The sequence below is a fragment of the Acinetobacter bouvetii genome (assembly GCF_902753875.1).
Classification (GTDB): domain Bacteria; phylum Pseudomonadota; class Gammaproteobacteria; order Pseudomonadales; family Moraxellaceae; genus Acinetobacter; species Acinetobacter bouvetii_A.
In genome coordinates this window covers 1-21080 of record NZ_CADDTS010000039.1, presented here as the reverse complement: position 1 = coordinate 21080, position 21080 = coordinate 1, and the positions used below count along the sequence as shown (strand labels likewise).

Below are 21080 nucleotides of genomic sequence, written 5' to 3'. Positions count from 1 at the left end.
ATGGGTCAGAAGGTTCATCCAATCGGTATCCGCCTAGGTGTTGTGAAACGTCATAACGCTAACTGGTATGCGAATCCGAAACAATACGCTGAATACTTGCTTAAAGATTTGCAAGTTCGTGAGTTTTTGACTAAAAAACTTAAGAATGCAATGGTTAGCAATATTCTTATCGAACGTCCAACAGGCGCTGCTAAAATTACGATTAGCACTGCTCGTCCTGGTATCGTAATCGGTAAAAAAGGCGAAGACATTGAGAAATTACAACGCGAATTAACATCTATTATGGGTGTTCCTGCGCAAGTAAGCATCAACGAAATCGATCGCCCAGACTTAGACGCTCGTTTAGTTGCTGAAGCTATCGCTTCTCAATTAGAAAAACGTGTAATGTTCCGTCGTGCTATGAAGCGTGCGGTTCAAAACTCTATGCGTGCTGGTGCTAAAGGTATCAAAGTTGAAGTTTCTGGTCGTTTAGGCGGTGCTGAGATTGCGCGTACTGAATGGTATCGTGAAGGTCGTGTACCTTTGCATACACTTCGTGCAGACATCGACTACGCTACTATGCGTGCTGAAACTACTTACGGTACGATTGGTGTTAAAGTTTGGATTTTCCGTGGCGAGATCTTAGGTGGCATGAAACAAGTCATGAACCCTGCTCCTGCTGAAGAACGTCCAGCTAAACGTGGTCGCGGTCGTGGTGAAGGTCAAGAGCGTCGTGGTCGTCGCAATGATCGTTCTGCTGAAAAAGGAGAATAATCCATGTTGCAACCTAAACGTACTAAGTTCCGTAAGGTTCAAAAAGGCCGTAACACTGGTCTAGCGCATCGTGGTAGCACTGTATCTTTCGGTTCTATCGCACTTAAATCTGTTGAGCGTGGTCAAATGACAGCTCGTCAAATTGAAGCTGCGCGTCGTACAATCAGCCGTCGTGTAAAACGTGGTGGTAAGATCTTTATCCGTGTATTCCCGGACAAGCCAATTACTGAAAAACCATTAGAAGTTCGTATGGGTAAAGGTAAAGGTTCTGTGGAGTACTGGGTTTGCCAAATCAAACCAGGTAAGATCTTGTACGAAATGGAAGGTGTAAGCGAAGAATTGGCACGTGAAGCATTTACGCTTGCTGCTGCTAAACTTCCGTTTAAAACCACTATCGTGACTCGGACGGTAATGTAATGAAAACTAAAGATCTACGTGAAAAATCGGTAGAAGAGTTGACAGCTTTGCTTGATGAGCAACAGCTTAACCAATTCCGTCTTCGTATGGCTAAAGCAACTGGTCAATTGGGTAAATCGCATGAAGTTGCGCTTACTCGTAAGACTATTGCTCGTATCAAGACACTCCTTACCGAAAAACAGGGGAACGGACAATGAGTGAACAAACAGTTCGCACGTTAACCGGTAAAGTCGTAAGCGACAAGATGGACAAGTCTATCGTTGTACTTATCGAACGCCGCGTTCAACACCCGTTGTATGGCAAATCAATCCGCCGTTCAACTAAATTACACGCTCACGATGAGAACAACACTGCTAAAACTGGCGACGTTGTGACTATCAAAGAAAGCCGCCCAATTTCTAAAACTAAGTCTTGGACTCTAGTTGAAGTTGTTGAAGCTGCTGCTGAGTAATTAGACGTATCTGTTGCATCATCGGTTAATTTCGAGTACTCTTTGAGCCTTTCGAAATTGTGACCGGTGATGCTCGGTTTTGGAGTAGGGCAATGATTCAAACCGAAACTATGCTAGACGTAGCAGACAACAGTGGTGCTCGCCGCGTACAATGTATTAAAGTACTTGGTGGTTCACATCGTCGTTATGCTTCTGTTGGCGACATTATTAAAGTTACTGTAAAAGAAGCTATTCCACGCGCACGTGTTAAAAAAGGTGACGTGATGAATGCTGTAGTTGTACGTACAAAATTCGGCGTACGTCGTCCAGACGGTTCTATTATCCGTTTTGATGATAACGCTGCTGTTATTTTGAACAACAACAAAGCGCCGATTGCAACTCGTATTTTCGGACCAGTGACTCGTGAACTTCGTACTGAACAGTTCATGAAAATTATTTCATTGGCTCCTGAAGTTCTATAAGAGGCACTCATGGCTAAGATTAAAAAAGGCGATCAAGTAATCGTGATCGCAGGTAAAGAAAAAGGCAAACAGGGAACTGTTCTGTCTGTTTCAAATGACCGTGTTATGGTTGAAGGCCTTAACCTGGTTAAGAAGCATCAAAAGCCGAACCGTGCAACAGGTGCTGAAGGCGCTGTAGTTACACAAGAAGCTTCGCTTCATATCTCTAACGTGGCAATTTTTAATGCTACAACCCAAAAGGCTGACCGTGTTGGTTACCAAACGATTGAAGGCGTGAAAACTCGCGTTTACAAATCTAACGGTGAATCAGTGGCGGTAGCGAAGTAATAGGTTGAAATAGGCAATGGCCAGACTTAAAACACGTTACAACGACGAACTTAAAGCTCAGCTACAAGAGCAATTGAGCGTTAAGAATGTGATGGAGATTCCTCGCATCACTAAAATCACCATTAACATGGGTGTTGGTGCGGCATCAGCTGACAAGAAATTGTTAGATGGCGCTCTTTCTGATATGCAAGCGATTGCTGGTCAAAAACCAGTTCTAACGTTAGCTCGTAAATCAATCGCGGGTTTCAAAATCCGTGATGGTTGGCCAATTGGTTGTAAAGTTACTTTACGCGGCGAACGTATGTACGAATTCTTAGACCGTTTGATCTCTATCGCGATCCCTCGTATTCGTGACTTCCGCGGTTTTTCTGCGAAATCATTTGATGGTCGTGGTAACTATTCGATGGGTTTGAAGGAACAAATCATGTTCCCTGAAATCGATTTCGATAAGATTGATCGTATTCGTGGTATGGATATTACCATTACTACGACTGCTCGCACCGATGACGAAGGCCGTGCGCTTATGCGTGCATTCGGCTTCCCGTTCAAATAAGAGGTCGATATGGCTAAGAAAGGTATGATTAATCGCGAATTGAAACGCGAAAAAACTGTTGCTAAATACGCTGCAAAACGTGCTGAATTAAAAGCAATCATTGCAAACGTAAATGCATCAGACGAAGAACGTTTCGAAGCGATGATGAAGTTTCAAGCATTACCACGTAATGCATCTCCAGTACGTCTACGTAACCGTTGTGGTTTAACTGGTCGTCCTCATGGTTACTTCCGTAAGTTCGGTCTAAGCCGTAACAAACTACGTGATACAGTAATGCAAGGTGATGTACCGGGCGTTGTTAAGGCAAGCTGGTAAGGAGCACTATAAATGAGTATGCAAGATACCGTTGCCGACATGTTAACACGTGTTCGTAACGCACAAATGGCAAAGAAACAAACTGTTTCTATGCCAAATTCTAAGTTGAAGGTTGCTATTGCAAACGTACTTCAACAAGAAGGTTATATTTCAAACGTAGAAGTTGCTGATGCTGAAGGCAAACCAACTTTAACAATTACGTTAAAATATTTTGAAGGCAAACCAGTTATCGAAACTGTGAAACGCGTAAGCCGTCCAGGTCTTCGCCAATATCGCGGTAAAGATGCACTTCCGAGCGTTAAGCAAGGTTTAGGTATTGCAATTGTTTCTACAAGCAAAGGCATCATGACTGATCGCGCTGCACGTGCTGCAGGTATCGGTGGTGAAGTTATTGCTTTTGTATCTTAATAGGTGATTCCTCATGTCTCGTGTGGCTAAAGCCCCAGTAACTGTACCTAACGGTGTAACAGTTACTCAGAACGGCCGGCAGGTCGAAGTGAAAGGCAGCAAAGGTACATTGTCTTTCAACCTGCATGCGCTGGTCGAGCTAAAACAGGAAGAAGGTAATCTTCAAGTTGCTCCAGTTAAAGAGTCGAAAGACGCTTGGATGCAAGCTGGTACTGCTCGCGCTGTACTTAACAACCTTGTAAAAGGTGTTAATGAAGGCTTCGAACGTAAGTTGCAATTAATCGGTGTTGGTTATAAAGCTGCAGTTAAAGGTGATGTTGTTAACCTTAACTTAGGTTTCTCACACCCTATCGATTATAAACTTCCTGAAGGTGTAACTGCTGAAACTCCTACAGCAACTGAAATCATTCTTAAATCAGCTGATAAAGCTCGTTTAGGTCAAGTTGCTGCAGATATCCGTGGTTATCGTCCGCCAGAACCTTATAAAGGTAAAGGTGTTCGTTATTCTGACGAAGTTGTACTTCGTAAAGAAGCTAAGAAGAAATAAGGCGCGAGGTTCTTATGAACGAAAAGAAACAATCCCGTTTGCGTCGTGCGAAAAGCACACGCTTGCACATTCGTGCATTGGGTGCGACTCGTTTGTGTGTAAACCGCACTCCGCGTCACATCTATGCTCAAGTTATCTCAGCAGATGGTGGCAAAGTTTTAGCTCAAGCTTCAACTTTAGATGCTACTTTACGTGCTGGTACAACTGGTAACGTTGAAGCGGCTACTAAAGTAGGTGCTTTAATCGCAGAACGTGCTAAAGCAGCTGGCGTTACTAAAGTTGCATTTGACCGTTCTGGTTTCAAATATCATGGTCGTATCAAAGCCTTGGCTGATGCTGCTCGTGAAAACGGCTTGGAGTTCTAATCATGGCTAAAGTTGAACAAAACGAAGGTCTTGTTGAAAAGCTGGTTGCCGTTGATCGTGTAGCCAAAGTTGTTAAGGGTGGTCGTATTTTCTCTTTCACAGCATTAACTGTTGTGGGTGATGGTAACGGTCGTGTAGGTTTTGGTCGTGGTAAGGCACGTGAAGTTCCAGCTGCTATTTCTAAAGCACTTGAAGCTGCTCGTCGCAACATGATCACAGTTGACCTTGCAGGTACAACTCTGCAACACCCTGTGAATGCTCGTCATGGCGCAAGCCGTGTGTACATGCAACCTGCTTCTGAAGGTACTGGCGTAATCGCTGGTGGCGCAATGCGTGCCGTTCTTGAAGCTGCTGGTGTACATAACGTACTTGCTAAATGTTATGGTTCTACTAATGCTGCTAACGTAGTAAACGCAACTTTCAAAGGTTTGCGTGATATGACTTCTCCAGAGAAAGTTGCTGCGAAACGTGGTCTTTCAGTAGAACAAATTCAAGGGTAATCAATCATGAAAACGATTAAAGTTACCCAGACTAAATCTTCTGCGCATCGTTTGAAAAATCACAAACTTTGCCTACAAGGTCTAGGTCTGCGTCGTATTGGTCATACTGTAGAAGTTCAAGATACACCTTCTAACCGTGGTATGATCAACAAAGTCTACTATATGGTTAGTGTAGAGGAATAAGCCATGACTCTGCGTTTAAATGAGCTTGCACCTGCTGAAGGTGCAAAACGTGATAATCTGCGTTTAGGCCGTGGTATCGGTTCTGGCGTTGGTAAGACTGGTGGCCGTGGTGTCAAAGGTCAAAAATCACGTAAAAGTGGTGGCGTTCGTCCAGGATTCGAAGGTGGTCAAACTGCGTTATATCGTCGTTTACCTAAATTCGGTTTTACTAGCCAACTCGCTTTAAAAACTGCTGAAGTACGTTTATCAGAGCTTGCTAAAGTTGAAGGTGATATCGTTTCACTTGAAACTTTAAAAGCTGCGAATGTTGTACGTAAAGATATGACTCGTGCTCGTATCGTACTTTCTGGTGAAATTACTCGTGCATTCACTGTTCAAGGTGTTGCATTGACTAAAGGCGCTAAAGCTGCTGTTGAAGCTGCTGGCGGTAAAGTCGAGGAGTAATCGCTAGTGTCTATGTCTCCTAGTTCTTCAGGTCATGTCAACATGATGAAAGGGCAACCGTTTCATGTGAAATATCGTGAAATTATTCGCCGGATGATGTTTCTTATCGGGGCATTAATCGTCTTTCGACTAGGAGCACATATTCCAGTACCAGGCATTAATAATGCTGCACTTGAAAATTTATTTAATGCAAACCAGGGGACTATCCTTGGTTTGTTTAACATGTTTTCAGGTGGTGCATTAGAGCGGATGTCAATTCTTGCCTTAGGTATCATGCCTTATATCTCTGCATCTATTATTGTGCAGTTGATGTCTACGGTTGTTCCTTCGCTGGAAGCTTTAAAGAAAGAAGGCGAGCAAGGTAAACGTAAGATTAATCAATATACGCGACAAGGTACGTTGTTACTTGCACTTGTACAGTCAGTAGGGATGTGTGCGGGGCTGATCAGTCAAGGAATTACTTTGACCTCAGGTCTGGCATTTTACGTTCCGGCGGTGACTTCTTTAGTTGCGGGTACTATGTTCTTAATGTGGTTAGGTGAGCAAATTACTGAACGTGGGGTGGGTAATGGTATTTCCATGATCATCTTCGCTGGTATTGTTGCTGGTTTACCAAACCACGTTTTGCAATCATTTACATCTATTGATAATGGTCAATCAAGCTTAATAGGCTTGGCTGTATTTGCTTTATTATCTGTTGGTGTACTTGCAGCAATTGTGTTTATCGAAAAAGCGCAACGTCGTATTCCGGTAAACTATGCACAAAAGCAACAAGGTCGTCGTGTATTTACAGCACAGCAAACCCATTTGCCATTAAAAATTAATATGGCTGGGGTGATTCCTGCAATTTTTGCCAGCTCATTACTTTTGTTCCCAGCGAGCTTAGGTCAGTGGGTAGGTAGTGCAGATCCAAATGCTGGATTGATTAAGCGTAGCTTACAAGACTTGGCACTCGTGTTATCGCCTGGACAGCCGTTGTATTTGGTGCTCTTTGGTGCGTTAATTATCTTTTTCTGCTACTTCTATACTGCGCTAGTATTTAGCCCGAAAGAAGTGTCAGAGAACTTGAAACGCAGCGGAGCTTATGTACCTGGTATCCGTCCAGGTGAGCAAACTGCTCGTTACTTAGATCATATTCTCAATCGTTTGACTTTTATTGGCGCGATTTACATCACAGTCATCTGTTTAATGCCGATGATTCTGCAAAGCTCTTTTGGTATTCCATTTAGCTTGGGCGGTACGTCTTTACTGATCGTAGTGGTTGTGGTGATGGACTTTATGGCTCAGCTACAAGCACATCTCACCTCGCACCAGTATGACAATCAAACATTAATGAGAAAAACGACTGCTCATCCTAAGGGATAAGCGCACTTGAGGTTTCATCATGAAAGTACAAGCTTCTGTAAAAAAAATTTGTGGTAGCTGTAAAGTTATCCGTCGTAATGGGGTTATTCGCGTAATTTGTAGCGCTGAACCTCGTCATAAGCAGCGTCAAGGTTAATCTAATCAAGACCTGTTGATTTCAGTAGGCGAATTGGGTTAATATCCGCCCCTCAAGGTTTTTGTGGGGCGGTTGATTATCTCTACTGCCTTTTTGGAGAAAGTGAATGGCTCGTATTGCCGGTGTAAACATTCCGGATAACAAGCATGCTGTTATCTCCCTCACGTATATCTTTGGTATCGGTCGCCACACTGCTAAGAACATCTTAGCTGCTGCGGGTATTGCACCTACTACTAAGATCCGTGAATTGGATGATGCTCAGCTTGATGCGATTCGTGCAGAAATTACTAAGGTTCCGACCGAAGGTGATTTACGTCGCGAAATTTCCATGAACATTAAACGTTTAATGGATTTAGGCTGCTACCGCGGTCTTCGTCATCGTCGCAGCTTGCCTGTCCGTGGACAACGCACCAAAACTAACGCACGTACCCGTAAAGGTCCGCGCAAACCTATTAAGAAATAAGATTTCTGGAAGCTAAAAGATGGCTAAAGATACACGCACACGCAAGAAGGTCACTCGTACCGTCTCTGAAGGTGTTGCACACATTCACGCTTCTTTTAATAACACCATTGTGACTATTACCGATCGTCAAGGTAATGCACTGGCTTGGGCTACCTCTGGTGGACAAGGCTTCCGTGGATCACGTAAATCAACTCCGTTTGCTGCTCAGGTAGCTGCTGAAGTTGCTGGTAAAGCTGCTTTAGATTACGGTTTGAAAAACTTGGACGTCCTTGTAAAAGGTCCTGGTCCTGGTCGTGAGTCTGCGGTTCGTGCTTTAGGTGCAGTGGGTTATAAAATTAACAGCATTACCGATGTGACGCCAATCCCGCACAACGGTTGCCGTCCACCTAAAAAACGTCGCGTGTAAGGAGAAACATTCATGGCTCGTTATATTGGTCCAAAATGCAAACTCTCTCGCCGCGAAGGGACAGACCTGCAATTAAAATCTGGCGTTAAACCATTTGACGTCAAAACTAAAAAACATGCTAAAGCTCCTGGCCAACATGGTCAAAGCCGTGCTAAGCAATCTGAGTACTCACTACAATTACGTGAAAAACAAAAAGTACGTCGTATGTACGGTGTGTTAGAGCGTCAATTTAGTAACTACTATAAAGAAGCTGCTCGTGTTAAAGGCGCAACAGGTGAAAACTTGTTGAAATTGCTTGAAAGCCGTCTTGATAACGTAGTTTATCGCATGGGTTTTGGTTCTACACGTGCAGAAGCTCGTCAGCTTGTATCTCACCGTTCTATCACTTTAAATGGTCGTCGCGTTAACATCGCGTCTATCCAAGTTAAAGCTGGTGACGTGATTGCAGTTCACGAAGGCGCTAAACAACAATTGCGTATTAAAAACGCAGTTGAATTAGCTGCTCAACGTGGTATTCCTTCTTGGATGGAAATTGACCATTCTAAATTAGAAGGTACATTTAAAGCTGCACCAGATCGTTCTGATTTACCTGCTGAAATCAACGAAAGCTTGATTGTAGAATTGTATTCTAAATAATCCTTGAGGTAGCAATAATGACGCGTACTGCAAATGAGTTTCTAACTCCGCAAGCGATCAAGGTCGAAGCGGCAAGCGGGACCTCGGCAAAAGTTATTCTAGAACCCTTAGAGCGTGGCTTTGGTCATACTCTTGGTAATGCTTTACGTCGCATCCTTCTTTCTTCTTTGCCTGGCGCTGCCGTGGTTGAAGTTGAAATTGAAGGGGTCGAGCACGAGTACAGTACTTTGGAAGGCTTGCAGCAGGACATCGTCGAGCTCTTGCTGAACCTAAAAGGATTGTCGATTAAGCTGTTCGATCAAAACGAAGCATATTTGACATTAGAAAAACAAGGTCCAGGCGATGTAACAGCTGCTGATCTTCGTTTACCTCATAATGTTGAAGTGGTAAACCCTGAGCATTTGATTGGCACTTTAAGTGCTTCAGGCAATCTAAAAATGCGCCTGAAAGTTTCTCAAGGCCGTGGTTATGAAACTTCTGACTCACGTTTCCCAGAAGGCGAGACTCGCCCTGTGGGTCGCTTACAGTTAGATGCTTCTTATAGCCCGATCAAACGTGTGTCTTACACAGTGGAAAACGCTCGTGTAGAACAACGTACTGACCTTGATAAATTGATCATTGATCTTGAAACCAATGGTACAGTTGATCCTGAAGAAGTGATCCGCAAAGCGGCAACAATCTTGCAACAACAAATTGCAATTTTTGTTGATCTTCAGAAAGATCAAGCTCCTGTTGCTCAAGAGCCTCGCGAAGAAGTGGATCCAATCTTGCTTCGTCCAGTAGATGATCTAGAGCTTACTGTTCGTTCTGCTAACTGTTTGAAAGCAGAAAATATTTACTACATCGGTGACTTGGTTCAACGTACTGAAGTTGAGTTGTTAAAAACTCCTAACCTAGGTAAAAAATCGTTAACTGAAATCAAAGATGTTCTGGCTTCAAAAGGCTTACAACTCGGCATGCGTTTAGAAAACTGGCCACCAGCTAGTTTACGTATGGACGATCGTTTTGCCTATCGTAGCCGTTAATTAAGTAGGACTATCACCATGCGTCATCGTAATAGTGGTGTGAAATTAGGCCGTACAAGCAGTCATCGTAAAGCGATGTTCCAAAACATGGCTAACTCTTTGTTCGAGCACGAGTTGATTAAAACAACTGTGCCTAAAGCTAAAGAGTTACGTCGTGTAGCTGAGCCTTTAATCACTTTAGCTAAAAACGATACTGTTGCAAACCGTCGTTTAGCGTTTGCTCGTACTCGTTCAGCAGCAACTGTTGGTAAATTATTTACCGTTCTTGGCCCTCGTTACAAAGAACGTAACGGCGGTTATCTACGTGTTCTTAAAGCGGGCTTCCGTGCAGGTGATGCTGCACCGATGGCTTACGTTGAGCTAGTAGATCGCGAAGTTAAATAATTTCGCAAGAAGAACTTTAGTTGTTCTAAAAAAAGACCGGTGTTTCACCGGTCTTTTTTTGTTTTGATTGTTTGACACTTTCTGACTTTGTCCTGAACTGACATATTTTTTATAAGATTTAAACAAACTTGACATTGTGTATTGTCAGTTTTATGGTTTAATAAAATAAAGTCTAAACAAGGTTATAAAAAGAACATGGAAAAACATATTGATATTTTGATTGCTGGTGCTGGTATTTCTGGAATTGGACTAGCAGTACATCTTTCAAAGCATTGTCCGCAACGTCAGTTTGAGATAATTGAACGTCGTGAAAGTTTTGGTGGGACTTGGGACTTATTTAAATATCCAGGTATTCGATCAGATTCGGATATGTCGACCTTTGGTTTTAATTTCAAGCCTTGGCAAAAAGCCAGTGTTCTAGCTGATGGTCCATCCATCAAAAATTATCTATCAGAAGTCATCACTGAAAACCATCTGAAAGAAAAAATTCATTTTCAGCACCGTGTTATATCTGCCAATTATGATTCAGCCATTAAAAAGTGGGTTGTTGAAATTGAAGATGCCTCTCAACAAAAACAAATCTGGATTACTAATTTTGTGTTCGGTTGTACCGGTTATTATAATTATGATCAGGGCTTTCAGCCTCAATTTCCCAATCAGTCCGCATTTAAAGGTCAGTTTATTCACCCACAGCATTGGCCAGAAAATTTAGATTATAAGGGTAAAAAAGTAGTGATTATTGGCAGTGGTGCTACTGCTATCACTTTGGTTCCTGCAATGGCAAAAGGTGGAGCAGGGCATGTCACCATGTTACAACGCTCACCAACGTACATAGCATCTGTGCCTTCTATCGATATGGTTTACGACAAGATGCGTAAAGTCTTACCTGAAGATTTGGCTTATAAGTTGACGCGTGCACGAAATATTGGCATGCAACGCGGTATATACGCTCTTGCACAAAAGCAGCCCAAGTTGCTTCGTACCTTGTTGTTGAAATCGATTGAATTTCAGCTTAAAGGTAAAGTGGATATGAAGCATTTTACCCCTGATTATGCACCTTGGGATCAGCGTCTTTGCGTGGTACCTGACGGGGACTTATTCAAAATTTTACGTGAAGGCCACGCCAGTGTAGAGACCGATCAAATTGAAAAATTGACCAAAACCGGTATTCAGCTGAAATCTGGCAAGCATTTAGATGCAGATATTATTGTCTCAGCGACTGGTTTGAATATTCAAATTTTAGGGGGCATACAGGCCACGATAGATGGTAAGCCTATGGATACCTCTAAACATATGTTATATCAAGGTATTATGGTGAGTGATGTTCCGAATATGGCGATGATTATTGGTTATATCAATGCCTCATGGACACTTAAAGTGGATATTGCTGCTGAATATATTTGCCGCCTCATCAATTATATGGATAAAAATGGTTTTGATGAGGTAATTCCTCAAGGTAATGCCACCGAGTTAATGGAAGATACGGTGATGGGGAGTTTATCTTCGGGTTATATCGCGCGTGCAGCGGATGTCATGCCGAAACAAGGTAAACATGCTCCTTGGAATGTGACCAATAATTATCTGGCTGATCGTAAAATCTTAAAAAATGCCAAATTTGAAGATGGTGTGCTGAAATTTCATAAAAGAACCGATCAGTTAGACCAGAAACCAAGACTGGTATCATAAGTTAAGCCAGATTAAAAAGGAGCATAATTGCTCCTTTTTTTATGGTGAAAATGAACTGCAAGTTCAGTCTTGCTTGCTTTTATTTCAGCCAAAACTGTTGGATGATCTTTCAAGAAAAAATAGCAAGACGGGGAACAGTTTTGGATATTGTCGCTCAAACTCATCAGATTCAAATGCAATCACATTACATTCATGCTCACTCATGGCAGTCAGGGGCTGTAGATCTCAGCCTCACACCAATTGTCCTGATGCATGATTCTTTGGGATGTATCGAGCTTTGGCGTGATTTCCCGGCACGATTGGCTATACAAACGCGTCGTCCGGTCTTTGCCTATGACCGTCTTGGTTTTGGATTGTCTGCAAAGCATCCATCATCTTTAGCTGTGGATTTTGTGCTGATGGAAGCAAACAGTACTTTCAAATCAGTATTAGAATATTTTGAAATTCATAATTTTGTCATACTGGGTCACAGCGTGGGTGGGGGAATGGCGGCTGCGATTGCTGCGGCATATCCTGATCGTTGTCAGGGACTGATCACGATTGCTGCGCAATATGAGGTAGAAGAACTCACCTTGTCCGGAATCCGTGAAGCCAAAGCAGGATTTCAGCAAGCGGGACAACTTGAGCGTCTGGCAAAATATCATCCTGAAAAAGCACAATGGGTATTGGATGCTTGGACAGAAACATGGCTGGCTCCGGTCTTTAAGGACTGGAATTTAAAGACAGCGCTGCCACAGGTGAGGTGTCCAACTTTGGTCATTCATGGTGAATTGGACGAATATGGGAGCGTACGGCAAGCTCAGCAAATTTTTGAAGGGGTGAAAGGTGCTGCTGAATTACAGATACTGGAAGGTTTACATCATATGCCGCATAAAGAGCAGCCCGAGTTGGTCGTGGCACTAATCACTGAATTTTTGGAAAATATCGCGTAAATAAAAGCCCATATTTTATGGGCTTTTTGATTTATAAAGATCGAGAGATCAGTTCTTTCATAATCTCATTGGTGCCGGCATAGATCCGGTTAGCCCGATTATCGATATAAGCACGGGCAATCGGATATTCCATCATGTAACCATAACCGCCATGCAATTGCAGACATTCATCCACTACTTTGGAAAACATTTCCGAAATTTTGTATTTGGCGGCTGCAGCTGCATCAATGCCCAGATTTTCAGTGAGTTGTAGTTGCATACAACGGTCTAAATAGACACGGCAGAAATCGATTTCAGTACGTAATTCAGCCAGTTTGAAACGGGTGTTTTGAAAAGCGCTGATTAGTTTGCCGAAAGCCTGGCGCTGTTTGGTATATTGCACGGTGTGTGCAAAGGCTGCTTCAGCACCGGCTTGGCAAATAATTGCCACCAGCATGCGCTCCCAAGCCAGCTCTTTCATTAGCATCATAAAACCCATGCCTTCCATGCCTAACAGGTTTTCTTTCGGCACGCGGACATTTTCAAAGAACAGTTCACAGGTATCTTGTCCTTTCATGCCAATTTTATTTAACGGTTTGCCTTTGCTAAAACCGCAACGATCTGCCTCGACCATGATTAAAGACAGATTGGCAGAGCCTTTATCACTACTGCCGGTTTTGCAGACCACAATTGCCATATCGCATAAATAACCATTGGTGATAAAGATTTTTGAACCATTGATCACATACTCATCACCCTCTGCTACAGCGGTGGTACGCACCGCTTGCAGGTCGGAGCCGGTTCCCGGTTCGGTCATGGCAATGGCAGTGACGACTTCACCGGAAGCCATTCTGGGTAACCATTGCTGTTTCTGTTGTTCATTGCCAAAATTGAAGATGTAATTTGCGACAATATCTGAATGCAGCGAGAAGCCGGTGGATGAATCCATGGCGTAAGCCTGTTCTTCAATCAGGATCATGCTATACAAACGATCTACCCCTGAGCCGCCATACTGTTCTGGCATGGTGGCGCACAACAGTCCCATGGCACCGGCTTTATTCCACAAGTCACGGTCGACATGCTGCTGCTGTTCGTATTTGGCGGTATTGGGCACAACTTCTTTGGCATAAAATTTTCGTACTGTTTCACGAAAAGCCTCATGCTCTGCATTAAATAAATTACGTGGCAACATATTGGCCAGTGGTCGAATCATCCCTGATTGCATGGTGATATTGTCCATTAAATAATAATAATGATTTAAAAATTAGAAGATTGCTAAAGCAGTGACAATGAGATGAATGCTCAAATCCATCACGGCAATGATGAATTTGGTCAATTCAGGGAAATGAGTCGAAATAGGGCAGGCGGATGGGTTAAACTAGCAAAAATTTTCACACACTTGGGGACAGCTATGAGCGAAGAAATCAGTCTAGAAGAACGTAAAGTCATTTATCGTGCTCGTCGTGGCTTAAAAGAAATCGATGTGTACTTTGACCCCTATGTTAAAAATTATTATCTGAAGGCGGATGAAGCAGAAAAACAAGTGTTTGCTGAATTGGTGGCACAAGAAGATCCTGATTTACTGGACTGGTTTATGGAAGTTTCTGAACCACCGCGTCCTGAAATGAAAGATTTAATTGTCAAACTGAAACATTATGTCCACGGCTAATCGCGCTTTTCTGCTGAAACGTAGCCGTTTGGCTTTTGTCTTTCAGCTGACCATTTTTACAGTAGTGATCGTACTGTTGCAGCAACTGTTGCCTGTCTGGTTGTGGTTGCTGTGTACCCTGTTGGGCGTGCTGGCCTATGTCTATGGTTTAAAAGCACTCGAGCCGATCAGTCTGGAACATCTGGATGCGCGTGAGTGGTCACTTTCTCATGCAAAAACCGAGTGGGTGCAACGTGTTTCGATGAGTCACATGATTGATCATCAGCTCTATATTGTGGTGTATTTCCAACATTTTCAGGCCAGACCAGTATTAATCTGGATGGATCAATTACCCTTTCAGCAATGGAAAGCCTTGAAAAAATTGGCGAAATTAACCTGATTGTTAGACAGTTGGGTTTATTTTATTTTTATAAAAATATTAATAATCAAACAGATAAATAAAAAATAAGATTTTTTGTAAGACAGATTGAGCATAAAAATACGAAAAATTTGAATTGTTAGACAATTTTACCTCAGAAAAATTTACACAAAATGTACATTAAATCTACCAACAGCAAATGAGGACATCATCATGGTGATTCCAACTTGGATGTTTCTGGTGGTAGCAATTGTTTTAGCAATTGTTATTGGACGACTAGGAACTGTGCTGAAGGATCGATTTGCACAACATGAAAGCCGTTAGGCTTTGACCCCTTGATAAGTAGCATGTGCCGAACCGTCGCAATGCTACTTTTTTTTGCCCAAAATTTCTAACTTGATGGAATACAGTCAATTTTCTTGAGCTCATTTCATGGCAAAGTATTAAATCCAATTAGAGTAAATACTCTTTTATTCAGATTTCTCATCTGATATGTTTAGTTGCTATGGACATAAACACAATTATAGAGGACAGGAAAATGTCGAAAGTCCAAAAAATATGCCAAGGTATGGCTGTTATAACAGTTGCAAGTTTTTTATTCTCAGGTTGTTCTCAAGTGGTGAAAACAGGTGCCAATGTTGCACTGGGTTTTAGTGAGAAGCATATTGTCCCGCCAATTTTGGCCATGGATGATGCCGATATGGCATGTAATTCAGGCAATGCATTAACTCCCGCCATTATGTCAACCAAAGATATGGGGGCAGATCCAACCCGTATTGCCGTACTTTTATACGCTTCTTCCGGTATTTGTGCTGAAAATCAGGCGCTGGAAGCAGAACTGCATTATTTACGCGCCTCTAAAGCAGGACAAGTCTCAGAAGCTCAAGATGCACGAATCCAGCAAAAACGCTGGGCTGCCATTGCTGCACAGCGCCAGTACGCAGGCTACCAACTTTTAGAAAAGCGTTGGGAAGCAAAATATAATAAAGCACTGGGTGATGGTTGCCCGAAAATGAGAAGTGATCTGGATCAAACTGTCTATCTGATGGGGATGATCAGTGGTTTACAGGCCATGACCAACGATATTAATTCTGGTGGTGCAGTCAATGTACCTAAAGATATTGCAGCGGTGGTGGAGCGCGGTATGGTGTGTCTGGACAATGCCAAATTTTGGGGTGCGCCTAATGCGGCACGTGCCGTGATTTGGACTTTATTACCAGGTGCGGGAGATGGAAAACCTGATCCTTATCAAACCTTAAAAGAATCGGTGCAATTAGGTGAGCAAAAAGGGGTGCGTCTGTCGCATGCCTTGTATGCAGTGGCAGCTCAGGCCAGTGGTGATGATGGCAAGATTCGTGATGCACTAAAAACTTTTGCTGCTTCACGTTCTGAAGAAAAGCCAGTCAATCCACAATTCAGGTTAGTAGACAGCATGGCCCAGAACATGGTTCAGGGAATTTCTGACCGTTACTGGACGGAACATACCGGTATTCGTTCTAGCGATGAAGGCATGCAGCGTTTTTGGGATGAAAAGGATGACTCAGCAAATCTAGATGATTTGTTTGATGAAAAAGAAGCATCTTCATCCTAAATTGTAGTCATTCAAAGTAAATTTTAACTGGCCTGAATAAATGGTTTTTGATAAACCATTTCTAAGCTGAGGGCATGTCAATGAGAGACCAATTTGTAATGCAAAAAATTATTTTTATTGCATTTGTTGTGTCATTTTCGGCATGTCTTCAGGTTTTTTCAGATTGGTTTATTTATTGGCAAGCTGGTTTATTGAAAGAATTTTGGCGTTTATGGACCGCACATTGGGTTCATGTGGGCTGGACTCATTATGCACTGAATATGCTGGCTTTCGCTTGTTTACCTTTTATTTTTCCACGCGTCAAAATATGGCATTTCGCAGCCTTATTACTTCTACTTCCTCCTTTTATTAGTCTTAGTTTTTATTATTTCTTTCCAAATATTGAAGCCTATGCAGGCCTGTCTGGGGTTTTACATGGTGCTTATGTCGCAGTTGCAAGTGTCCATCTGCTATATAAAAAAGAGCGCAGCTTTGCAGCTTTGGTTTTGTGTCTTATCTTGGGAAAATTGATTTGGGAAAATACCATGGGCAGTGTCGGAACTGCTGAATTGATTGGTAGTCCTGTTTTGGTTGAAGCACATTTATTGGGGGTGATTGGTGGTGTCATGATCGCAATGATATATGTTTTATGGGAATATTTTTTTGAATAGTACTGAGATTGACATTTAAAACAGAAAAGAAAATGCATATTGTCATTTTCATTCACAGGTAGTTCATGCAAATTTGTAGACAACAATAAAGAGATTGGATAGGGAAAGGATATTCTCTGTTCATAAAGCAAGATTGGCATTACTGAATCGCTTGTAATGACCAAAATAAAAATAGGAATACACATGCAAAATGATGAAAACAACAGATCAGGATTAGGTCTGTTACGTTATATATGGACAGAGTGGATTTCGACTTTTGTCATTCTATTATTACTTTTGCTAACACTCATCATTGGTACAGGTGAGATGATTCATGGTCAGCTATTACGTGTAGGCGAGCGTTTGTATGGCAATGAAGAAATTGGCATGCAATACTCTTTTCTGCGTGCAGAACCGGCTAAACCTAGCTGTGACCGACATCCGAATATCGATGCGCAAGTTCAAAAGCAGATGAAAGCCAATGCCAATGATGAATTTGCCGATATATTTGGAACAACTTCTGAAGCCGATGTTCGTGCCTCAGTACTGGCAGGACAGCAACAGTGCGAAGAAAAATATCAGTTCTACGACAAAGCGGTTAAATATATTAATGATCATCCAACCATCAGAAGCTACCGTACTCTTGAAACCTCATTCTTTGGTGTTTTTAAATTTGGTACTGAAAACCGGGTCATTATTTTATTACTGATGGTGGTGGTTGCGGCTATTACTGCATCTGTGAAGTTTCATCATATTGGTTTGCGTGCGCCAACTACGAAACTGGATTATCGGGTTTATGCGCTGTTTATGGTGCTGGGGAATGGTCTATTGACAGCTTCGGTACTCAGTCAGTATCACTCGATTATCAATTCAGGCGTGACCTCCACCTATGAAACGCTGGTGGTTTACTGGCTGTGGATTTTCCTGTTTATTAGCTTGACCTTGATCAGTTTATTACAATTTTTTAAACCACCAGTAGCCAAAGAGGAAAGTAAAGGTAATTTGGGTTTAGCGCTATTGAGCGTACCTTTATATGCCTACATGGCCTTGCTGACCGGGATTGTGTTTACCTTCTTCATGGACTATCCAATGGGGCAAGGGATTTATCTGGGTATTTTGGTAGAGTTCTCAGGCATTTTCTTGAACCTTGCGCTGTTCATCTGGGCAGGGATGTTACTGACTCAAACCCGGGTGATGGATTTGTTCCTGGGTATTTTACGTCCATGGAACCTGGCACCTGAAACGCTCACCTGGCTGATCTTGATTGCGGCGGCCATTCCAACTGCTTATACCGGTGCATCGGGGATTTTCGTTGTGGCTGCCGGTGCGATTATTTACAAGGAAGTCTGGAACTCGGGTTCTCGCCGTCAATATGCCTTGGCGGTTTCGGCAATGTCAGGCTCGCTGGGTGTAGTGATACGTCCGTGCTTGCTGGTGATTCTGATTTCCATGCTGGATAGCCGTCATGTTACTTCGGATGAGCTGTTCAATCACGGGATCTATGTTTTTTGGCTGACCGCGTTGATTTTCCTTGGGGTATCGTTGTATCTGGCCGAAACCCGCTTCCGTGTAAACTCGCCTAAAGTGGCGGTACCGGGCATGTTAAAAGCAATTGTGCCAGTGATTCCGTATATTGTGATTACAATTGTAGTGATTGCTTTCTATAAGTATGGTCTGGATACCAAGATGGATGAATTCACAGCACCTGTGATTCTGCCAATTATCCTGATCGCATATATTATGTTTGATAAATGGTGGGGCGATCGTTTTGCAACGCCACCAGACCGTCATGCTGCTTTAGCTTTGGAACATGAACAGCAATCGACCTTTATGCGTGAGCATACCCCGCATGCGGGTGAGAAATCACGTGGTTTTGGTCATTCGCTCTGGTTCGCTTCAGCAGAAACTGTAGGACATATTGGTGCCCTGATTATTTTGATGGCGCTGTCGGCAAGTGTCGGTGGTTTGATTGAGCGTAGTGAAATTGTTGAATTATTGCCAACGCATTTAGGCAATATCTATATTTCACTGGCATTTATTGCATTGCTGTTGGCAATTGTCGGGATGACCACCGATCCGTTTGGTGCGGTCATTTTAGTAGCTGCAACCATTGCACCTGTGGCCTACGAAAATGGTATTCATCCAATTCATTTCTGGATGATTGTACTTGTTGCATTTGAGTTGGGTTATGTGACACCACCTGTGGCACTGAACCATCTATTGACCCGAATGTCTGTAGGGGATGATGAGGTTCGGGCGGCCGATGCCGAAGCCAAAGCCAAATACACCAAGTTCTATTATCGTTACGAACGCTGGTTGTTACCAATTATGGTGTTGTTCCCATCCTTGTTGATTGTGACCTATGCACCATACATTTTTAAATTGTTTAATTGGTATCATTAACTCATAATGCAAAAAACAGTATCTTTAGTTATTATTAGTTAAGTAATCTATATAAAGTATACAAAAAAGATCTCTTAATGGGATCTTTTTTGCTTTGATGAAAATAATTTCAAATGAATCTTACTGGTAAATTATATATAAATTATAAAAGCTAAAATGAATTGTATTGATTGATCATGGCACTTCCTCAGTAAGTGATTTGACTTAATAAATCATTGTGAATAGGCTTCAATTTATATTTTCCACTTAGCAAGGAATGAATGTGGAGTTGCGATATGAATTTTCAGAAGATGATTTTCTTGCACTATGCCTGAAGAATCTTGAACGAAAAAAAACGACTATTTTTGAAGATATATACGAAGCTCTTAGGCATTTTCTTAGCATTCCTGATTCAGTCTTGATAACCGATGTAAGGCATAAATACCACAATGAGTATTATGATCATCACTTATCTCTAAAAGAGTATATGGACGAAGGGAAGATGACACTCCCTTATGTTCAATTTGACCTAAGCAGCCATAAGGATACTGATCTGGAGGTTACAGACATTATACTTCCTTCATTTGTGCAGTTGTCTGATTTCCAATATGGTGGAGGAATTACTAGGAACTATAAGATCAAAAACACCAAGCTGAAGACAAAAAACAAAACATCAATAAATCTTCTTTCTGTAGAAATTCCACTAGATTTTTTAAATAAACTATATTTACAAATGACAATAACCTCCGAACTCTTGCCATCGAAATTAGGTATGTATGAGTGGAGGCAAACTTTCTATAACAAAAAGACTGGGGAGAGTTTCTTTTGCTCATGTTTTAAAAAAGCACTCATTAAAAAACGTGATGAAATCTTAAATATGCATTCGCATCTTAAGAATGCGTTGGCACTTAATTCATTTAAAGATTCGATTTGTCACATTTGCACCCAAATAAACTCAGATTTAATGTATTGCAATCCAATGTATGGTTCGGCATTTAAGGCCAGATATGGTGCTTACATTGCTAAGCACGCAATACAAGAAGGTATTGATGAAAGGGAAGCTGAAAACCAGATCAGAGATTTGAAAAGTGTAGCTAGAATAGGTGAAAGATGGATTAATGAAACATTGTTGTTCAATTACATTAATTTGTTATTCCCACAATTCACAGTTCAAAGAGAAGCATCACCTAGTTGGTTAAATAGGCAAAGATTTGATGTCTATGTACCTGAACTAAATCTAGCTATCGAGTATCAAGGTAAACAACATTATGTGGCTGTTGATCTGTTTGGGGGAGAAGAAGGTCTGAAAAAAACAAAACAAAGAGATAAGGAAAAGCTCCATCTCAGCAAAATTAATGGTGTGGATATTGTCTACTTTAGTTACAAAGATAATTTAACTGAAAAATTAGTGCTTAATCGGTTAAAGAGTTACCTGAAAGAAGATAGATAATAGGCAATAAAAGCGGTTTAAATTATATATAAACATGGGAAATTAATTAAATACACGATATGTATCATTAATTTCCCATGTTATTCAATTTTAGACACTTTCAACTAGAAATATTCAAAGGTGCTTTTTTTATGATGCTTAGATTCTCAAATGAAGTGCAACAGAGATTAAATTATTGGAAGGAAGCAAGATGAGCTAGCATTTTGCTTCCGACCGACCAAAGTCAAAGTTGCATCATGAACTATACTCATCTCACTCTAGAAGA

General features: G+C 41.8%; 29 protein-coding genes and 1 pseudogene. 29 read left to right on the top strand and 1 reads right to left on the bottom strand.

Annotation, left to right across the window (positions count from 1 at the left end):
* The 23 genes and pseudogenes from rpsC (at position 1) to FB6_RS11350 (ending at position 12757) form a co-directional block, all read left to right on the top strand.
* A pseudogene (gene rpsC, locus FB6_RS11460) lies at positions 1 to 817 on the top strand (30S ribosomal protein S3).
* Positions 757 to 1170 (top strand): 50S ribosomal protein L16, encoded by a 414-nt coding sequence (gene rplP / locus FB6_RS11455; RefSeq protein WP_174560113.1) that lies wholly within the window; start codon positions 757 to 759, stop codon positions 1168 to 1170. The pseudogene rpsC and the gene rplP overlap by 61 nt, the downstream one beginning before the upstream one ends.
* Positions 1170 to 1367 (top strand): 50S ribosomal protein L29, encoded by a 198-nt coding sequence (rpmC, locus tag FB6_RS11450; protein ID WP_004650482.1) that lies wholly within the window; start codon positions 1170 to 1172, stop codon positions 1365 to 1367. The genes rplP and rpmC overlap by 1 nt, the downstream gene beginning before the upstream one ends.
* Complete coding sequence (rpsQ, locus tag FB6_RS11445; protein WP_004691314.1) at positions 1364 to 1621, top strand: 30S ribosomal protein S17; 258 nt, start codon at positions 1364 to 1366, stop codon at positions 1619 to 1621. Before rpmC ends, rpsQ begins: the two co-directional genes overlap by 4 nt.
* 92 nt (positions 1622 to 1713) lie before the next feature.
* On the top strand, positions 1714 to 2082 hold the full coding sequence (gene rplN, locus FB6_RS11440; RefSeq protein ID WP_174560112.1) for a 50S ribosomal protein L14: 369 nt from the start codon (positions 1714 to 1716) through the stop codon (positions 2080 to 2082).
* Between the two features lie 9 nt (positions 2083 to 2091).
* The gene (gene rplX, locus FB6_RS11435; protein WP_174560111.1) at positions 2092 to 2409 is read left to right on the top strand and encodes a 50S ribosomal protein L24; all 318 of its coding nucleotides are present in this window, start codon (positions 2092 to 2094) and stop codon (positions 2407 to 2409) included.
* Between the two features lie 16 nt (positions 2410 to 2425).
* Positions 2426 to 2962 (top strand): 50S ribosomal protein L5, encoded by a 537-nt coding sequence (gene rplE, locus FB6_RS11430; RefSeq protein ID WP_174560110.1) that lies wholly within the window; start codon positions 2426 to 2428, stop codon positions 2960 to 2962.
* Positions 2963 to 2971: 9 nt separating this feature from the next.
* Positions 2972 to 3277, top strand: a complete 306-nt coding sequence (gene rpsN, locus FB6_RS11425) for a 30S ribosomal protein S14 (protein WP_016654889.1) — start codon at positions 2972 to 2974, stop codon at positions 3275 to 3277.
* Between the two features lie 12 nt (positions 3278 to 3289).
* Positions 3290 to 3685, top strand: coding sequence for a 30S ribosomal protein S8 (gene rpsH, locus FB6_RS11420; protein ID WP_086174451.1), 396 nt, complete (start codon positions 3290 to 3292; stop codon positions 3683 to 3685).
* A gap of 13 nt (positions 3686 to 3698) precedes the next feature.
* On the top strand, positions 3699 to 4232 hold the full coding sequence (rplF, locus tag FB6_RS11415) for a 50S ribosomal protein L6 (RefSeq protein ID WP_174560109.1): 534 nt from the start codon (positions 3699 to 3701) through the stop codon (positions 4230 to 4232).
* 14 nt (positions 4233 to 4246) lie between these two features.
* The gene (rplR, locus tag FB6_RS11410) at positions 4247 to 4597 is read left to right on the top strand and encodes a 50S ribosomal protein L18 (RefSeq protein WP_004650473.1); all 351 of its coding nucleotides are present in this window, start codon (positions 4247 to 4249) and stop codon (positions 4595 to 4597) included.
* Between the two features lie 2 nt (positions 4598 to 4599).
* Positions 4600 to 5097: a 30S ribosomal protein S5 gene (gene rpsE / locus FB6_RS11405; RefSeq protein WP_004657688.1), complete on the top strand. Its 498-nt coding sequence runs from the start codon at positions 4600 to 4602 to the stop codon at positions 5095 to 5097.
* 6 nt (positions 5098 to 5103) lie between these two features.
* Positions 5104 to 5280: a 50S ribosomal protein L30 gene (rpmD, locus tag FB6_RS11400; protein ID WP_087619473.1), complete on the top strand. Its 177-nt coding sequence runs from the start codon at positions 5104 to 5106 to the stop codon at positions 5278 to 5280.
* A gap of 3 nt (positions 5281 to 5283) precedes the next feature.
* Positions 5284 to 5724, top strand: coding sequence for a 50S ribosomal protein L15 (rplO, locus tag FB6_RS11395; protein ID WP_174560108.1), 441 nt, complete (start codon positions 5284 to 5286; stop codon positions 5722 to 5724).
* 45 nt (positions 5725 to 5769) lie between these two features.
* Positions 5770 to 7089 (top strand): preprotein translocase subunit SecY, encoded by a 1320-nt coding sequence (gene secY / locus FB6_RS11390; protein WP_174560152.1) that lies wholly within the window; start codon positions 5770 to 5772, stop codon positions 7087 to 7089.
* Between the two features lie 19 nt (positions 7090 to 7108).
* A complete protein-coding gene (gene rpmJ, locus FB6_RS11385; RefSeq protein ID WP_000867907.1) occupies positions 7109 to 7225 on the top strand; it encodes a 50S ribosomal protein L36 in 117 nt (38 codons plus the stop codon).
* A 106-nt stretch (positions 7226 to 7331) separates the two neighbouring features.
* Positions 7332 to 7688, top strand: a complete 357-nt coding sequence (gene rpsM, locus FB6_RS11380; RefSeq protein WP_086174447.1) for a 30S ribosomal protein S13 — start codon at positions 7332 to 7334, stop codon at positions 7686 to 7688.
* A 19-nt stretch (positions 7689 to 7707) separates the two neighbouring features.
* Positions 7708 to 8094, top strand: coding sequence for a 30S ribosomal protein S11 (gene rpsK / locus FB6_RS11375; RefSeq protein ID WP_001040166.1), 387 nt, complete (start codon positions 7708 to 7710; stop codon positions 8092 to 8094).
* Positions 8095 to 8106: 12 nt separating this feature from the next.
* A complete protein-coding gene (gene rpsD, locus FB6_RS11370) occupies positions 8107 to 8730 on the top strand; it encodes a 30S ribosomal protein S4 (RefSeq protein WP_016168587.1) in 624 nt (207 codons plus the stop codon).
* Between the two features lie 17 nt (positions 8731 to 8747).
* The gene (locus FB6_RS11365) at positions 8748 to 9755 is read left to right on the top strand and encodes a DNA-directed RNA polymerase subunit alpha (RefSeq protein ID WP_174560107.1); all 1008 of its coding nucleotides are present in this window, start codon (positions 8748 to 8750) and stop codon (positions 9753 to 9755) included.
* Between the two features lie 18 nt (positions 9756 to 9773).
* Positions 9774 to 10139 (top strand): 50S ribosomal protein L17, encoded by a 366-nt coding sequence (gene rplQ, locus FB6_RS11360; RefSeq protein ID WP_004691290.1) that lies wholly within the window; start codon positions 9774 to 9776, stop codon positions 10137 to 10139.
* Positions 10140 to 10334: 195 nt separating this feature from the next.
* A complete protein-coding gene (locus tag FB6_RS11355; protein ID WP_174560106.1) occupies positions 10335 to 11825 on the top strand; it encodes a flavin-containing monooxygenase in 1491 nt (496 codons plus the stop codon).
* Positions 11826 to 11965: 140 nt separating this feature from the next.
* Positions 11966 to 12757, top strand: a complete 792-nt coding sequence (locus tag FB6_RS11350) for an alpha/beta fold hydrolase (RefSeq protein ID WP_174560105.1) — start codon at positions 11966 to 11968, stop codon at positions 12755 to 12757.
* Between the two features lie 31 nt (positions 12758 to 12788).
* Here FB6_RS11350 and FB6_RS11345 read toward each other — a convergent pair whose 3' ends face one another.
* Entirely contained in the window at positions 12789 to 13961 is a 1173-nt protein-coding gene (locus FB6_RS11345) for an acyl-CoA dehydrogenase family protein (RefSeq protein WP_174560104.1), read from the bottom strand.
* Between the two features lie 186 nt (positions 13962 to 14147).
* Here FB6_RS11345 and FB6_RS11340 point away from each other — a divergent pair, with 186 nt between their 5' ends.
* From FB6_RS11340 to FB6_RS11315, 6 genes are all read left to right on the top strand, one after another.
* Positions 14148 to 14405 (top strand): succinate dehydrogenase assembly factor 2, encoded by a 258-nt coding sequence (locus FB6_RS11340; protein WP_174560103.1) that lies wholly within the window; start codon positions 14148 to 14150, stop codon positions 14403 to 14405.
* Positions 14392 to 14784: a hypothetical protein gene (locus FB6_RS11335; protein ID WP_174560102.1), complete on the top strand. Its 393-nt coding sequence runs from the start codon at positions 14392 to 14394 to the stop codon at positions 14782 to 14784. The genes FB6_RS11340 and FB6_RS11335 overlap by 14 nt, the downstream gene beginning before the upstream one ends.
* 517 nt (positions 14785 to 15301) lie before the next feature.
* The gene (locus FB6_RS11330) at positions 15302 to 16354 is read left to right on the top strand and encodes a hypothetical protein (RefSeq protein WP_174560101.1); all 1053 of its coding nucleotides are present in this window, start codon (positions 15302 to 15304) and stop codon (positions 16352 to 16354) included.
* Between the two features lie 80 nt (positions 16355 to 16434).
* On the top strand, positions 16435 to 17004 hold the full coding sequence (gene rrtA / locus FB6_RS11325) for a rhombosortase (RefSeq protein ID WP_174560100.1): 570 nt from the start codon (positions 16435 to 16437) through the stop codon (positions 17002 to 17004).
* A 183-nt stretch (positions 17005 to 17187) separates the two neighbouring features.
* Entirely contained in the window at positions 17188 to 19386 is a 2199-nt protein-coding gene (locus tag FB6_RS11320; RefSeq protein ID WP_174560099.1) for a TRAP transporter large permease subunit, read from the top strand.
* Positions 19387 to 19648: 262 nt separating this feature from the next.
* The gene (locus tag FB6_RS11315; RefSeq protein ID WP_174560098.1) at positions 19649 to 20815 is read left to right on the top strand and encodes a hypothetical protein; all 1167 of its coding nucleotides are present in this window, start codon (positions 19649 to 19651) and stop codon (positions 20813 to 20815) included.
* Positions 20816 to 21080: the final 265 nt, after the last annotated feature.

Coding starts and splice junctions, on each gene's coding strand:
- rplP (WP_174560113.1), top strand. CDS start 757: ATGTTGCAACCTAAACGTACTAAGTTCCGTAAGGTTCAAAAAGGCCGT.
- rpmC (WP_004650482.1), top strand. CDS start 1,170: ATGAAAACTAAAGATCTACGTGAAAAATCGGTAGAAGAGTTGACAGCT.
- rpsQ (WP_004691314.1), top strand. CDS start 1,364: ATGAGTGAACAAACAGTTCGCACGTTAACCGGTAAAGTCGTAAGCGAC.
- rplN (WP_174560112.1), top strand. CDS start 1,714: ATGATTCAAACCGAAACTATGCTAGACGTAGCAGACAACAGTGGTGCT.
- rplX (WP_174560111.1), top strand. CDS start 2,092: ATGGCTAAGATTAAAAAAGGCGATCAAGTAATCGTGATCGCAGGTAAA.
- rplE (WP_174560110.1), top strand. CDS start 2,426: ATGGCCAGACTTAAAACACGTTACAACGACGAACTTAAAGCTCAGCTA.
- rpsN (WP_016654889.1), top strand. CDS start 2,972: ATGGCTAAGAAAGGTATGATTAATCGCGAATTGAAACGCGAAAAAACT.
- rpsH (WP_086174451.1), top strand. CDS start 3,290: ATGAGTATGCAAGATACCGTTGCCGACATGTTAACACGTGTTCGTAAC.
- rplF (WP_174560109.1), top strand. CDS start 3,699: ATGTCTCGTGTGGCTAAAGCCCCAGTAACTGTACCTAACGGTGTAACA.
- rplR (WP_004650473.1), top strand. CDS start 4,247: ATGAACGAAAAGAAACAATCCCGTTTGCGTCGTGCGAAAAGCACACGC.
- rpsE (WP_004657688.1), top strand. CDS start 4,600: ATGGCTAAAGTTGAACAAAACGAAGGTCTTGTTGAAAAGCTGGTTGCC.
- rpmD (WP_087619473.1), top strand. CDS start 5,104: ATGAAAACGATTAAAGTTACCCAGACTAAATCTTCTGCGCATCGTTTG.
- rplO (WP_174560108.1), top strand. CDS start 5,284: ATGACTCTGCGTTTAAATGAGCTTGCACCTGCTGAAGGTGCAAAACGT.
- secY (WP_174560152.1), top strand. CDS start 5,770: ATGAAAGGGCAACCGTTTCATGTGAAATATCGTGAAATTATTCGCCGG.
- rpmJ (WP_000867907.1), top strand. CDS start 7,109: ATGAAAGTACAAGCTTCTGTAAAAAAAATTTGTGGTAGCTGTAAAGTT.
- rpsM (WP_086174447.1), top strand. CDS start 7,332: ATGGCTCGTATTGCCGGTGTAAACATTCCGGATAACAAGCATGCTGTT.
- rpsK (WP_001040166.1), top strand. CDS start 7,708: ATGGCTAAAGATACACGCACACGCAAGAAGGTCACTCGTACCGTCTCT.
- rpsD (WP_016168587.1), top strand. CDS start 8,107: ATGGCTCGTTATATTGGTCCAAAATGCAAACTCTCTCGCCGCGAAGGG.
- FB6_RS11365 (WP_174560107.1), top strand. CDS start 8,748: ATGACGCGTACTGCAAATGAGTTTCTAACTCCGCAAGCGATCAAGGTC.
- rplQ (WP_004691290.1), top strand. CDS start 9,774: ATGCGTCATCGTAATAGTGGTGTGAAATTAGGCCGTACAAGCAGTCAT.
- FB6_RS11355 (WP_174560106.1), top strand. CDS start 10,335: ATGGAAAAACATATTGATATTTTGATTGCTGGTGCTGGTATTTCTGGA.
- FB6_RS11345 (WP_174560104.1), bottom strand. CDS start 13,961: ATGCAATCAGGGATGATTCGACCACTGGCCAATATGTTGCCACGTAAT.
- FB6_RS11340 (WP_174560103.1), top strand. CDS start 14,148: ATGAGCGAAGAAATCAGTCTAGAAGAACGTAAAGTCATTTATCGTGCT.
- FB6_RS11335 (WP_174560102.1), top strand. CDS start 14,392: ATGTCCACGGCTAATCGCGCTTTTCTGCTGAAACGTAGCCGTTTGGCT.
- FB6_RS11330 (WP_174560101.1), top strand. CDS start 15,302: ATGTCGAAAGTCCAAAAAATATGCCAAGGTATGGCTGTTATAACAGTT.
- rrtA (WP_174560100.1), top strand. CDS start 16,435: ATGAGAGACCAATTTGTAATGCAAAAAATTATTTTTATTGCATTTGTT.
- FB6_RS11320 (WP_174560099.1), top strand. CDS start 17,188: ATGCAAAATGATGAAAACAACAGATCAGGATTAGGTCTGTTACGTTAT.